General features: G+C 65.3%; 13 protein-coding genes and 1 riboswitch. Of the genes, 6 read left to right on the top strand and 7 right to left on the bottom strand.

The features are described from left to right. Positions 1–3 precede the first annotated feature (3 nt). Both ACVW1C_RS13570 and ACVW1C_RS13565 read right to left on the bottom strand, forming a co-directional pair. Positions 4–705 (bottom strand): response regulator transcription factor, encoded by a 702-nt coding sequence (locus tag ACVW1C_RS13570; RefSeq protein WP_371821805.1) that lies wholly within the window; start codon positions 703–705, stop codon positions 4–6. Between the two features lie 23 nt (positions 706–728). Then, a complete protein-coding gene (locus ACVW1C_RS13565) occupies positions 729–1,277 on the bottom strand; it encodes a MarR family winged helix-turn-helix transcriptional regulator (protein WP_456758855.1) in 549 nt (182 codons plus the stop codon). 330 nt (positions 1,278–1,607) lie between these two features. On the opposite strand from ACVW1C_RS13565, the gene ACVW1C_RS13560 reads away from it, so the two are divergent. From ACVW1C_RS13560 to ACVW1C_RS13545, 4 genes are all read left to right on the top strand, one after another. Then, on the top strand, positions 1,608–2,687 hold the full coding sequence (locus ACVW1C_RS13560) for a branched-chain amino acid aminotransferase (RefSeq protein ID WP_456758854.1): 1,080 nt from the start codon (positions 1,608–1,610) through the stop codon (positions 2,685–2,687). Between the two features lie 260 nt (positions 2,688–2,947). After that, on the top strand, positions 2,948–4,462 hold the full coding sequence (gene hisS, locus ACVW1C_RS13555; RefSeq protein WP_456758853.1) for a histidine--tRNA ligase: 1,515 nt from the start codon (positions 2,948–2,950) through the stop codon (positions 4,460–4,462). A gap of 114 nt (positions 4,463–4,576) precedes the next feature. Next, on the top strand, positions 4,577–4,780 hold the full coding sequence (locus ACVW1C_RS13550) for a tautomerase family protein (protein ID WP_044538952.1): 204 nt from the start codon (positions 4,577–4,579) through the stop codon (positions 4,778–4,780). Positions 4,781–4,960: 180 nt separating this feature from the next. Continuing rightward, positions 4,961–5,356 (top strand): thioesterase family protein, encoded by a 396-nt coding sequence (locus tag ACVW1C_RS13545; protein WP_456758852.1) that lies wholly within the window; start codon positions 4,961–4,963, stop codon positions 5,354–5,356. Positions 5,357–5,503: 147 nt separating this feature from the next. Here ACVW1C_RS13545 and proC read toward each other — a convergent pair whose 3' ends face one another. Continuing rightward, complete coding sequence (gene proC / locus ACVW1C_RS13540; RefSeq protein ID WP_456763073.1) at positions 5,504–6,268, bottom strand: pyrroline-5-carboxylate reductase; 765 nt, start codon at positions 6,266–6,268, stop codon at positions 5,504–5,506. A gap of 243 nt (positions 6,269–6,511) precedes the next feature. After that, positions 6,512–7,012 (bottom strand): type III secretion system chaperone family protein, encoded by a 501-nt coding sequence (locus tag ACVW1C_RS13535; protein WP_016844492.1) that lies wholly within the window; start codon positions 7,010–7,012, stop codon positions 6,512–6,514. A 444-nt stretch (positions 7,013–7,456) separates the two neighbouring features. Beyond that, a riboswitch (FMN riboswitch) is annotated at positions 7,457–7,611 on the top strand. A 78-nt stretch (positions 7,612–7,689) separates the two neighbouring features. Between ACVW1C_RS13535 and ACVW1C_RS13530 the strand changes: the two genes are divergently transcribed. Further along, complete coding sequence (locus ACVW1C_RS13530; RefSeq protein WP_456758851.1) at positions 7,690–8,271, top strand: 6,7-dimethyl-8-ribityllumazine synthase; 582 nt, start codon at positions 7,690–7,692, stop codon at positions 8,269–8,271. A 108-nt stretch (positions 8,272–8,379) separates the two neighbouring features. Beyond that, positions 8,380–9,186, top strand: a complete 807-nt coding sequence (locus ACVW1C_RS13525; protein ID WP_456758850.1) for an SDR family NAD(P)-dependent oxidoreductase — start codon at positions 8,380–8,382, stop codon at positions 9,184–9,186. A 161-nt stretch (positions 9,187–9,347) separates the two neighbouring features. On the opposite strand, the gene ACVW1C_RS13520 is transcribed toward ACVW1C_RS13525, so the two are convergent. The 3 genes from ACVW1C_RS13520 to ACVW1C_RS13510 form a co-directional block, all read right to left on the bottom strand. After that, entirely contained in the window at positions 9,348–10,301 is a 954-nt protein-coding gene (locus ACVW1C_RS13520; RefSeq protein WP_171948021.1) for a ribose-phosphate pyrophosphokinase, read from the bottom strand. Positions 10,302–10,478: 177 nt separating this feature from the next. Beyond that, positions 10,479–11,099, bottom strand: coding sequence for a hypothetical protein (locus tag ACVW1C_RS13515; protein WP_456758849.1), 621 nt, complete (start codon positions 11,097–11,099; stop codon positions 10,479–10,481). 103 nt (positions 11,100–11,202) lie between these two features. Further along, on the bottom strand, positions 11,203–12,135 hold the full coding sequence (locus ACVW1C_RS13510) for a MerR family transcriptional regulator (RefSeq protein WP_456758848.1): 933 nt from the start codon (positions 12,133–12,135) through the stop codon (positions 11,203–11,205). Between the last annotated feature and the right edge of the window lie 46 nt (positions 12,136–12,181).

The raw sequence follows: 12,181 nt of genomic DNA, 5'->3' as shown, positions 1-12,181 counted from the left end.
ATCTTACGGCGAGGCGACCAGGCGATAGCCGATGCCGCGTACCGCCTGCAGGAACAGCGGATTGGCGGGATCGTGCTCGATCTTGCGGCGCAGGCGGTTGATCTGGACGTCGACCGCGCGCTCGTTGACGGTACCGCCGCTGGTCAGTTCGCCGCGCGGCACGGTCTCGCCGGGGGCGCTTGCGAGGATGCGCAGCATCTCCCGCTCGCGGTCGGTGAGATGGATGATCTCCTCACCCTGGCGCAGCTCGCTGCGTTCGATGTGGAAGATGTAGGGGCCGAACGCGATCTGCTCGACGACAGTGACTTGCGGCGGCGCGGTGCGCTTGAGGATATTGCCGATGCGCAGCACCAGCTCGCGCGGCTCGAATGGCTTGGCGACATAGTCGTCGGCGCCGATCTGCAGGCCCTCGATGCGGGCTTCCGCCTCATGGCGGGCGGTCAGCATGATGATCGGCACCGTCGAGGAGGTGCGGATGAAGCGGGCGAGGTCGAAGCCGTTCTCGCCGGGCATCATCACGTCGAGGATGAGCAGGTCGAAATGCAGCCCGAGCAGCTTGGCGCGCGCGTCGGTGGCGCTCATGGCCGTCGTGACGCGATAGCCTTCGCCGGAGAGAAAGCGCGACAACAGGTCGCGAATGCGGCGGTCGTCGTCGACCAGCAGGAGATGCGGCGCATCGTCGGCCGGCTCGACCGGCGTGCGCATCAGGGTTGCAGCCTGCACCAGGTTCACTCCCTTGTTTTTCGGCCACCGCCGAAGATCGCTTCGAGCACCTTGTCGGGATCGTCGCGGTCGATCATCGCGCGGAGGAATTGCCGAACCGTCTCGACGCCGGCCGGATCGATGCCGGCGATCGCGCGGTTGATGCGGTCGGTCTGCAGCCCTGCGAGCCTGGCGACCAGCGCCTCGCCCTTCGGCGTTGCGTAGAGCAGGCGCTGCCGGCGGTCGTTGTTGCCGGTCTTCTGCACGATGTAGCCTTCGTCCAGCAGCTGCTTGAGCACGCGTCCGAGCGACTGCTTGGTGATGCGCAGGACGTCGAGCAGGTCGGCGACCTTCAGGCCGGGATAGCGGGTGACGAAGTGGATGACGCGGTGGTGGGCGCGGCCGAAGCCGAACGCCTCCAGTTCCTGGTCGGCGTCGCCGACAAAGTCGCGGTAGGCGAAGAACAAGAGCTCGATGATGTCCCAGCGCAGGTCGCGGCCGCCCGCCGCAGGAGCGTGATCATCTCCCTGCGAATCGGGCTTGGCAGCCATGCCTGAGAAATTTATGTCAGTCATATTGACGTATCTTGGGTTCAATGTTACAAAACTGCCTGTCACGACGAAACATTAGATCGTTCCGTCTCCGACAGCGTTTGAGGCGGCCTGAAAAAGCCTGTGAGGCGGTTTGGGCCGCAAATTGGACTACCGTGCGATTGTCGAGCGGCATTTCGGCAAACATACTGGACTTCAGCACTCCGCAAAAGCATGTCTGAACGGCATGTTGGCGATGGAAACCGGCCCGGTTACCGGCGGTGGTGAAGTTCGCACCAGCCGAGCCGGGAGGCTCCGGGGGAAACAGGCCGACGCCCGGCATGGCGCCGGTTCCGACAGCGGAAAGCAAGAAAAATGACTTTGAAATTCGACATCCAGCCTTCGCCGAATCCCACGTCCGACAAGGATCGCGCGGCGAAGCTCGTGGACCCGGGCTTCGGCCGCGTCTTTACCGACCACATGGCGATCGTCCGCTACAGCCAGGGCAAGGGCTGGCACAGCGCCCGCGTCGAGGCACGCGCGAATTTTCCGCTCGATCCGGCCGGCGCGGTGCTGCACTACGCCCAGGAGATTTTCGAAGGTCTCAAGGCCTACAGGCGCGATGATGGCGGTGTGAACCTGTTCCGTCCGGACGCCAATGCCCGGCGCTTCCACGATTCGGCCGAGCGCATGGCGATGGCGCCGCTGCCCGAGGACGTGTTCATCGAGGCGGTCGAGCAGCTGGTGCGGATCGATCGCGCCTGGATCCCGGGCGGCGAGGGCAGCCTCTATCTGCGGCCGTTCATGATCGCGAGCGAGGTCTTCCTCGGCGTGAAGCCGTCGGCGGAATACATCTTCGCCGTCATCGCATCGCCGGTCGGCTCCTACTTCAAGGGCGGTCCCGCGCCGGTGTCGATCTGGGTGTCGGAGAATTACACGCGCGCCGCGATCGGCGGCACCGGCGCCGTCAAGTGCGGCGGCAACTATGCCGCAAGCCTGCGCGCGCAGGCGGAAGCGATCGAGCGCGGCTGCGACCAGGTCGTGTTCCTCGACGCGGTCGAGCGCCGCTACATCGAGGAACTCGGCGGCATGAACATCTTCTTCGCGTTCGACGACGGCTCGCTGCTGACGCCGCCGCTCGGCACCATCTTGCCCGGCATCACCCGCGACTCGATCATCGCGCTTGCCAAGGATGCCGGCACGCGCGTGCGCGAGGAGCCCTACACGATCCAGCAGTGGCGTGCCGACGCCGCCAGCGGCAAGCTGAAGGAGGCCTTCGCCTGCGGCACCGCGGCCGTCATCTCGCCGATCGGCAAGGTGTGCTCGGCGAGCGGCGACTTCCAGATCAGCGGCGGCGTCGCCGGCCCGGTCGCGATGGGCCTGCGCAAGAAGCTGGTCGACATCCAGTACGGTCGCACCAACGACCCGCATAACTGGATCAGGAGCGTCGCGTAGGTAGGCACGCTCCATCGCTCGCTCGCCCCGCTCTTGCGGGGTCGAGACGAGCAAAGCTCGCTCTTGGAGGGTGGGGTGAGGGGCCTTATCCGCACCGGGACTACTGGAGAGTCCCCCTCACCCGGAATTCAAGCGTTGCTTGAATTCCGATCTCTCCCCGCAAGCGGGGCGAGGTAAGAAGGCGCCAGGCGCTTGCGGCACAGAGCCCTGCCTGATAACCCGGCCTTAAAGTCAATACTGACTTACAGCCGACGTATGACATGGCCGAGAAACCCAAAAAACCCCAGAAACTGAAGGCGCGCCTGCCGCGCGGGCTGGAAGATCGCGGCCCGGCCGCGATCAATGCCACGCGGGCGATGGTCGAGAAGATCCGCGCCGTCTACGAGCTCTACGGCTTCGAGCCGGTGGAGACGCCGGCGATGGAATATACCGATGCGCTCGGCAAATTCCTGCCCGATCAGGATCGGCCCAACGAGGGCGTGTTCTCGTTCCAGGACGATGACGAGCAGTGGATCTCGCTGCGCTACGACCTGACCGCGCCGCTCGCGCGCTATGTCGCGGAAAACTTCGACGCGCTGCCGAAGCCGTACCGGTCCTATCGGTTCGGCTATGTCTTCCGCAACGAGAAGCCCGGTCCCGGCCGCTTCCGTCAGTTCATGCAGTTCGACGCCGACACGGTCGGCTCGGCGACGCCGGCGGCCGACGCCGAGATCTGCATGATGGCGGCCGACACGATGGAAGCGCTCGGCATTCCGCGCGGCTCCTATGTCGTCAAGGTGAATAACCGCAAAGTGCTCGACGGCGTGCTCGAAGCGATCGGTCTCGGCGGCGACGACAATGCAGGCCGCAGGCTCACGGTGCTGCGCGCGATCGACAAGCTCGACAAGTTTCCTGCCGACGAGGTTCGCAAGCTGCTCGGTCCCGGGCGATGGGATGGCGGCGAAGAAGGCAAGGGCGACTTCACCAAGGGCGCTGAGCTGAGCCCGGCGGATGCCGATATCGTGCTGGCCGTCACGCAGAAGCGCGACGATTGGAAAGATGCCATCGCTGCGGCCGAGACCTACCTTGCGAAGAGTGAAGTCGGTCAGGCCGGTGTGAGCGAGCTCGAAGAGATCGCGAAACTGGTCGCGGCTTCCGGTTATGGTGCGGATCGCATCCGCATCGATCCCACCGTCGTTCGCGGCCTCGAATACTATACCGGCCCGGTCTACGAGGTTGAGCTGCTGCTCGACACCAAGGACGAGAAGGGCCGCCCGGTGCGGTTCGGCTCGGTCGGTGGCGGCGGCCGCTATGACGGGCTCGTCTCGCGCTTTCGCGGCGAGCCGGTGCCTGCCACCGGCTTCTCGATCGGCGTCTCGCGGCTGCAGGCCGCGCTCACGATGCTCGGCCAGCTCGATACGCAGGCCGAATTCGGCCCCGTCGTCGTCACCGTGTTCGACCGCGACCGCGTCGCCGACTACCAGAAGATGGTCGCGCAGCTGCGCCAGGCCGGCATCCGCGCCGAGCTCTATCTCGGCAACCCGAAGAACATGGGCAACCAGCTCAAATATGCCGACCGCCGCAACTCGCCCTGCGTGATCATCCAGGGCTCGGACGAGAAGGCGCGCGGTGAGGTGCAGATCAAGGACCTGATCGAAGGCGCCAAGGCGGCGGCCGCGATCGCGTCCAATCAGGAATGGCGCGAAACTCGTCCGGCGCAGTTCTCTTGCTCCGAGGCCGATCTGGTCGCCAAGGTCCGCGAGGTGCTCGCGCGGCACGACGTGAGCTGGGGATAGCTGGTTTGTCCTGTGCGGGCTTGACCCGCGCATCCATCTTCAAAAAGATGGCGCGCCAGCCAGACCGGCAGACGACGCGGTTTGCGCGTCAACAACAACCAGGGAGTTATTCAGATGCCCGAGATCACTGTCAGCATGGCCGCCGGCCGCACCGACGAGCAGAAGGCCGGCATGATGCGCGACATCACCCAGGCGCTGGTGAAGAACCTCGGCGTCGATGCCGATGCCGTCGTGATCCAGATCAACGAAGCGCCGCTGCATCACAAGATGAAGGGTGGCAAGACCTTCGTCGAGCGCGCGGCCGCCGCGAAGAAATAACTACATTCACTTCGTCGTCCCTGCCTTGTGCGCAATTGCGCACTGGAGCAGGGACCGATAACCACCGGCGCAGGCTATTATGCTCGCTGGGGCTCCAGCCTTCGTGACATCAGGCATTCTTGGTTATGGGTCCCGGGTCGCGCTTCGCTTGCCCGGGACGACATCTGTTTTGAGGCGCTAATGGACGCACGCGACTTCATCAAGATCGGCATGAGCGCTGAGCGCATGCTCGTGGTGCCGCCGGAGCGTACGGTCGGGCATTTCGTGCCCGGCATGCCGATGGTCTACGCGACGCCGATGATGATCCTCGACATGGAGATGGCGTCGGGTGATGCCATCCGCGATGCGCTGCAGCCCGGCTGGGTCACGGTCGGTACCGAGGTCGATATCCGCCATCTCGCCGCCGCGCTTGTCGGCGCTACCGTACGGACCACCGCAAAGGTGATCGCGGTCGAGCGCCGCGTGATCCGCTTCGAGGTCGAGGCCTTTGAAGGCACGCGCAAGCTCGGCGAAGGCCGTCACGCCCGCGGCCTGATCAATGTCGAGAGCTTCAACAAGCGGCTCGGCGCGGCGTAGGCCGCACATTCAGACGTCATCCTGAGGTGCGCGTAGCGCGTCTCGAAGGATGGGCCACGGGCCGTGCACCCTTCGAGGCTCGCTCCGCTCGCACCTCCAGCGACAAAGGCGAAGCCTTTGCGCGGGGATGACGGGATCAGCAGGAGACTACTTCGCCAATTCTTTCGAGCGCCGGGTCGCCGCGGCGATCGCGCGGGTCATCAGCGGCTGCATGCCGTCGCTCGCCATCAGCACCTCGAGCGCGGCCGCCGTGGTGCCGCCGGGCGAGGTGACATTCTGCCGCAGCGTCGCCGACGGCAGATCCGAGCGATGCAGCAACTCGCCGGAGCCGGCGACGGTCGCGCGGGCCAGCGTGGTTGCGAGCTGCTCGGGCAGGCCGGCTGCGACGCCGGCGCGGGCGAGCTCCTCGGCGAGCAGGAAGACATAGGCCGGACCGGAGCCGGAGACCGCGGTCACCGCGTCCATCAGGTTCTCATGGTCGACCCATTCGACCAGCCCGGTCGCTTTCAGCAGCGCATCCGTCATGGCGCGCTGCGCGACGGTAACGCGCTTTGACGGCACCGCGACCGTGATGCCGCGGCCGATCGCCGCCGGCGTATTCGGCATCGCGCGCACCACTGCGCCGCCGACCACGTCTTCCAGCACCGAGATCGTCGTGCCGGCCATGATCGAGACCACGAGTGTCGACGGACCCACCAGCGCCTTCAGCGCGGCGCCGGCTTCGCGGAACGATTGCGGCTTCACCGCGACGACCAGCGTGTCGACCGTGCCGAGATCCGTCGCCTGCGGATTGAGCCGCACGCCCTTCGCGGCAAGTGCGGAAATCTCCGGCGAAAGATGCGGATCGATCACCGCGACATGCTTGGGCGAGAGGCCCTGCGCGAGCCAGCCGGTCAGCATTGCGCCGCCCATCTTGCCCGCGCCCGCAAGCACAATGGTGCCGGTCGTATTCGTCAATGCATTGCTGGATGTGTTCACGGATGGCTCCACAATCTCTGTGTCGTCCCGGCCTTGAGCCGGGACCCATAACCACAGGCGGTTCTAGTGAAGCGAGAAGCGCGCCACAAGCAGTTTGCGCAACCACTGACGCCGCGGAGTATGGGTCCCTGCTTCCGCAGGGACGACGCTGAAGGTGTGGAAAGGCCGAGCGAAACCCTACGCCTCGCCCTCGGTATCGAACATCGCGGCAGCCATCGCCTCGGCGGTCGACTTGCCGGCCCACACCACGAACTGGAACGCCGGGTAGTAGCGCTCGCAGGCGTGGATCGCGTTGACCACCATGGCCTCGCATTGCGCGGTGGACGCGGTGAGGCCGCCGGGCAGCACCAGCGCCTGGCGATGCATCACCATGCCGGTGTGGGTCCACAGGTCGAAATGGCCGACCCACAATTGTTCGTTGATCGCGGCGACCAGCCGCTGCACCTCGGCGCGCCGCGCCTGCGGCATCTTCATGTCGAAGGCGCATGCAAGATGCAGCGCCTCGATCTCTCCCATCCAGGTGAAGGAGAGCTGATAATCGATCCAGTCTCCCTTGGAGACGATCGTCACCTCGTCTTCGCCGGAACGCTCGAACGCCCAGTTGTTGTCGGTGGCGATATCCTCGACCACCGCAAGCGGGTTGTTCCGGGAATCGATAATGCTTTCGAGGAGGGACATGCCGTCTCGGACCTTGTTCTTATGATCGCTTGATACGCACACGGAAGCCGGCACTTGCGACATACTGCGTCGTGGCCGAGTGCAGTTCCTTGACCGGGCTTCCGGATGCCCCTGGACCTGACGCCGATGAAGTGATGTGATTTGCGGAATCCGCGCAACCGCACGCCGAGTCCGTCCACAGCCAAAGCGCGCATCGTCCACAGCTGATCTCCGCCACACTTGTGATTTTGCGAACAAATCGGAATCTAGGCGTTCGCGTAACGATTTATTAACCATTTGCAGGCGCCTCGCCGCACGCGTGAATCAGCCTTTCGGGCGCTCACTTCTCTCTGCAAGGGCCGCAGCGCGCTCATGGGGACATGCCGTTTCCCCATGCCAAAGGTGCTTGCCCAGCTGTCGCGGTTTGGTCATATTTCGGCTCAGGCACGTCCATCCCGGGCGTGCCGATGTTCTCAGGGCGGGGTGAAAATCCCCACCGGCGGTAAAGGGTGATGAGCCCAAGCCCGCGAGCGCCTTCTTCCGCGAAGCCGGAGGAAGGGTCAGCAGATTCGGTGCAATTCCGAAGCCGACGGTTACAGTCCGGATGAAAGAGAACGGTTGCGGCAGCCAACGCGATTTTCGCGCGGGCTTGTGTCGTTGTCCGTGTGCCCTGATTCTGGTCCTGAAAGAGGAAAGCCATGAATCAGATGTTGCAAGACCAAGACGTTCAAGCTTCTCAAGTCCAGACCTCCCAAGCAGAAGGCCTTTCCGATACGCCGGCTCGTCCGCCGGCGCCGGAGCATCCGCACTTCGCCAAGCCGCAGCGCGTTGCCTTCGTGCAGTCGTCCTGGCATCGCGATGTGGTGGAAGAGTGCCGCATCTCCTTCCTGAAGGAGATCGAGGCGCGCCACATCACCAATGTCGACGTATTCGAGGTGCCGGGCTCGTTCGAGATCCCGCTGCACGCGCAGCTGCTGGCGAAGACCCGCCGCTATACCGCGATCGTCGCGGCCGGGCTCGTCGTCGATGGTGGTATCTACCGCCACGAATTCGTCGCCGACACCGTGATCAAGGCGCTGATGGATGTGCAGTTGCGCACCGAAGTGCCGGTGTTCTCGGCGGTGCTGACGCCGCAGCAATTCCACGAGACCGAGGTGCATTACGACTTCTTCCGCAAGCACTTCGTGATCAAGGGGATCGAGGTCGCGGAGGCCTGCGCCAACACACTGCTCAGTCTGGAACGTCTGCGCAGCCAGGTCGCGGCGGGAATACCCGGCTAGCTCAAGGCCCGGCGCAAAAGCGATTCCGGCATGCGTGCCGGGATCGCTGTCGCCGCCAGCGCGTTCGGTTATGCTTGCCGGCATAATCAGAACGCGCGGGAGGCGCCCATGACCGAACAACACTCTTCCGACTGGCTCGGCCTGTCGGGCCGCGTTGCCGTCGTCACCGGCGGAGGCGGCGGCATCGGCCGCGCCACTGCGGTCAGCTTCGCGCGCGCCGGCGCCAGGGTCGCCGCGCTCGATCGCGACGAGCGTGGGCTGGCGGAGACCAAGGCAAAGCTTCGCGAGTTCGGCGATGGTCATCTCGTCGCAAGCTGCGACACGACCAGCGAGGACAACGTCGCGGCTGCGGCCGATGCCGTCGCGCGCACGCTTGGTTCTTGCGACATACTCGTCAACACCGCGGCGGTGCTGCGCCCCGGCGGGCTCGACACGCTGCCGCTCGCCGAATGGAACGCGGTGCTGGCGGTCAATCTCACCGGCTATTTCATCTGCGCGCAGGCGTTCGGCCGCCAGATGCGCAAGGCCGGGCGCGGCAGCCTCATCCACGTCGCCTCGATCGCCGCAAGCAATGCGCAGGGGCAGAGCGGCGCCTACAGTGTCAGCAAGGCCGCTGTCGTGATGCTCTCGCAGCAACTCGCCGCCGAATGGGGGCCGCACGGCGTCCGCAGCAATGTGGTCAGCCCGGGCCTCGTCGTCACGCCGATGAGCCAGGCCTTCTACGACACGCCCGGGGTCACCGAGCGGCGCACCGCGGTGGTGCCGATGCGCCGGATCGGCGCGCCGCAGGACATGGCGGATGCGACCCTGTTCCTGGCGAGCGACCGCGCGTCATACGTCAATGGTGAGGAGATCATCGTCGACGGCGGCTATGCGCGGACGCTGATGAGCCACGTGCCGCGGCCGGGGTTTTGAGTTGGAGCGAACCACAAACTCGCTGTCGTCCCGGCCTTGAGCCGGGACCCATGACCACGAATGCGAATTGATTTACAACGCTGGAGCCACAGCCTTCGCAACAACAACGGCCTGTGGTTATGGGTCCCTGCTTTCGCAGGGACGACAGCAAATATCGAGCTTCAATCGAACAGGCTCGAGACCGACTCTTCCGCCGCGGTGCGGCCGATCGCTTCGGCAATCAGGCCGGCGATCGAGATCTGGCGAATGTTCGGCGCCTTGTTGACGGCTTCGGTCGGCAGGATCGAGTCGGTGATGACCAACTCCTTCAGCCGCGACGACGCGATCCGCGCGGCAGCGCCGCCGGACAGCACGCCGTGGGTGATGTAGGCCGAGACTTCCTTGGCGCCGTGCGCGATCAGCGCCTCGGCCGCGTTCACCAGCGTGCCGCCGGAGTCGACGATGTCGTCGACCAGGATGCAATTGTAGCCGGCGACGTCGCCGATCACGTTCATCACCTCGGACTCACCGGGGCGCTCGCGGCGCTTGTCGACGATCGCAAGCGGGGTGTTGATGCGCTTGGCGAGGCCGCGGGCACGCGCCACGCCGCCGACGTCGGGCGACACCACCATCACCTTGGCGAGGTCGAACTTCTCGCGGATATCGCGCACCATCAGCGGCGCCGCGAACAGATTGTCGGTCGGGATGTCGAAGAATCCCTGGATCTGGCCGGCGTGCAGGTCGAGCGTCATGACGCGATCGACGCCGGAGTGCGAGATCAGGTTGGCGACGAGCTTGGCCGAGATCGGCGTACGCGAGCCGGACCTGCGATCCTGCCTGGCGTAGCCGAAATAGGGCACCACCGCGGTGATGCGGCGCGCCGAGGAACGGCGCAGCGCGTCGGTGATGATCAGAAGCTCCATCAGATTGTCGTTGGCCGGATACGACGTCGACTGAATGATGAACATGTCCGACCCGCGGACGTTCTCCTGGATCTCGACGAAGATCTCCATGTCGGCGAAGCGCCGGACCACGGCCTTGGTCAGTTCGATGCCAAGTCCCTTGGCGATGTCCTGCGCCAGCGCAGGATTGGAGTTGCCGGCGACGAGCTTGATTGATCCGTTCTTTGCCGACATCGATGCTTCCCCCCGCGCCTTGCTGGATACGACGTTCAGCATCTCAAGTCCTTACAGAACCGGCGGGTTTTCGGTGCGCGAGGGAATATCAGGCAGGCGCCGCCGCTGGCAACCCATTAGGCGCTTCGGCCCACGTTTTCCTGGGCAAAAAAGCCTTTCCCCGGGAGATTCTGGGGGTTAGTTGGCGGAATAGCTGAGTGCCACGGTCTCTGGCGCGGCGGAGGCCGGGGCGCTGACCATCGCCGGCCCACGGAGCTCCGGTGCCGTGGCGGGCGCTGGGCCATCCGCCGGGCCGCCATTGATCATGCTGGACAGGCCGCTGAGGCCGGCCTGGGCGATCTTGCGCAGCACCAGATCGTCGGCGGCGGCCCAGGCGTCGCGGCCGGCCTTGCCTGCGGGCTCCTCGCCGGACAGCCGGAGCGCCCGTTGCTGGTTGCTGTCGTAGACGTCCCATACCCACGCGATCATGGTGCGGCCGCGCACCACTTGCGCCGAGAGATAGCTGCGCACGCGATAGGCCGCGGTGCCCTGGCGCGACACGATCGACAGGCTGCGCAGCTTGGATTCGCTGTCGAGCACGCCGACCATGCGGTCGAAGACCTGGGGCGGCGGGCCGTCGATCGATTCGAATGCGACGGTTGCGCCGCCGCTCGCAGGCGTGGCCATTGCGTAGGAGTCGGCCACGTTGCCGCCGGCCGCGCATCCGCCAAGCGCGCACCCAATCGCCAGCCATGTTGCTGCGATCGCGGCGCGCACGACTGTCCCAGTTTGAAACTGGTGGTTTGACGCTTCCCTCATTGCGTCCTGCGATATCGTTAAAACGGCTTAACGTCTAGGGCAGGACGGCCACAGCGCTTAACCGATCCCGGTGGCCGCGCCACGAGGTCTCGGATTTCCTTGCTCACTCAGTGAGATGGTGCCGCATGGCTTCGGTGATCCAGGCCCACTCGCGGTTTGGGCTCGCGTCCGGCGACTGCCCGCGCATGATGGCGACGAGCTCCCAGTAGCGGGCCGCACGGGCGTCGTGCAGCGCATACTTGCCGCGAATCCAGTTGCGGAATTCGAGGTCGGGTTCTCGTTTCAACAATCGCGCCGACGTCGCCAGCCAGTCGCGTGCCAGGGCCTGGCCAGCCTCGGACGTCGGCCCGAGGTCGCGCGCGATTATCTCCCTGGCCTTGGCCAGCACGGTTTCGTTGGCCTCCTGCCAGGCGGCGAGATCCAGCGCATGGTGATTCCAGACGTCCTCCGCGTTGGCGCGGAGGTTGGCGACGAGCGAAGGATCGGCCAGCATCTCCGACAGCTCGATCCAGGCGTCGCATTGCTCCGATGTCGGCTCGTCGGGCAACTCGGGCACGCTGATCTCGAACATCTGCCGGATCCACGTCCGGTCGATATTGATGCCGTCGGACACTTCCTCGAAAAAGCGTTCGACGACGTTGCGGCGCTCGGCGCGGGACAGCTGCGTCATGGTCAGGAATCTCCTCAAATCCGCTTCGGTGAGTTGCGATGAACGCAACGCAGCCCGCAGGGCCGAGGCGACGCGGCGCTGCGCCGCGATCTCCGCTTCCAGCGTTTCGAGGCGGAGCTTCAGCGCCTCGACCAGCGAGAGCTCCTTGGTCAGGACCTCACTGATCGCGTCGAGACCGAGCCCCGCATCACGCAGGCAGCGGATCAGTTCGAGGCGAACCAGTTCGTCGTCGGTGAAGACGCGATAGCCGCTCGCGGTGCGGCCGGCCGGCGGCAGCAACCCCTGGTCCGAATAGAAGCGGAGCTTGCGGACGGAAATTCCGCTGAGCCGCGCCGCCTCGCCGATGCTGTAGGTGCGTTGTGTCATGCGCCGCTTGTCCGGTCTCCAGCAGGTGGAGAGTCAAGACGCTTCT

It is taken from the genome of Bradyrhizobium sp. USDA 4011 (assembly GCF_054063415.1).
This window is presented reverse-complemented; position numbering and strand designations above follow the sequence as displayed.

Excerpts from the sequence above, each read along its gene's own strand:
- ACVW1C_RS13570 (WP_371821805.1), bottom strand. The coding sequence starts at position 705 with ATGCGCACGCCGGTCGAGCCGGCCGACGATGCGCCGCATCTCCTGCTG.
- ACVW1C_RS13565 (WP_456758855.1), bottom strand. The coding sequence starts at position 1,277 with ATGACTGACATAAATTTCTCAGGCATGGCTGCCAAGCCCGATTCGCAG.
- ACVW1C_RS13560 (WP_456758854.1), top strand. The coding sequence starts at position 1,608 with ATGACTTTGAAATTCGACATCCAGCCTTCGCCGAATCCCACGTCCGAC.
- hisS (WP_456758853.1), top strand. The coding sequence starts at position 2,948 with ATGGCCGAGAAACCCAAAAAACCCCAGAAACTGAAGGCGCGCCTGCCG.
- ACVW1C_RS13550 (WP_044538952.1), top strand. The coding sequence starts at position 4,577 with ATGCCCGAGATCACTGTCAGCATGGCCGCCGGCCGCACCGACGAGCAG.
- ACVW1C_RS13545 (WP_456758852.1), top strand. The coding sequence starts at position 4,961 with ATGGACGCACGCGACTTCATCAAGATCGGCATGAGCGCTGAGCGCATG.
- proC (WP_456763073.1), bottom strand. The coding sequence starts at position 6,268 with ATGGGCGGCGCAATGCTGACCGGCTGGCTCGCGCAGGGCCTCTCGCCC.
- ACVW1C_RS13535 (WP_016844492.1), bottom strand. The coding sequence starts at position 7,012 with ATGTCCCTCCTCGAAAGCATTATCGATTCCCGGAACAACCCGCTTGCG.
- ACVW1C_RS13530 (WP_456758851.1), top strand. The coding sequence starts at position 7,690 with ATGAATCAGATGTTGCAAGACCAAGACGTTCAAGCTTCTCAAGTCCAG.
- ACVW1C_RS13525 (WP_456758850.1), top strand. The coding sequence starts at position 8,380 with ATGACCGAACAACACTCTTCCGACTGGCTCGGCCTGTCGGGCCGCGTT.
- ACVW1C_RS13520 (WP_171948021.1), bottom strand. The coding sequence starts at position 10,301 with ATGTCGGCAAAGAACGGATCAATCAAGCTCGTCGCCGGCAACTCCAAT.
- ACVW1C_RS13515 (WP_456758849.1), bottom strand. The coding sequence starts at position 11,099 with ATGAGGGAAGCGTCAAACCACCAGTTTCAAACTGGGACAGTCGTGCGC.
- ACVW1C_RS13510 (WP_456758848.1), bottom strand. The coding sequence starts at position 12,135 with ATGACACAACGCACCTACAGCATCGGCGAGGCGGCGCGGCTCAGCGGA.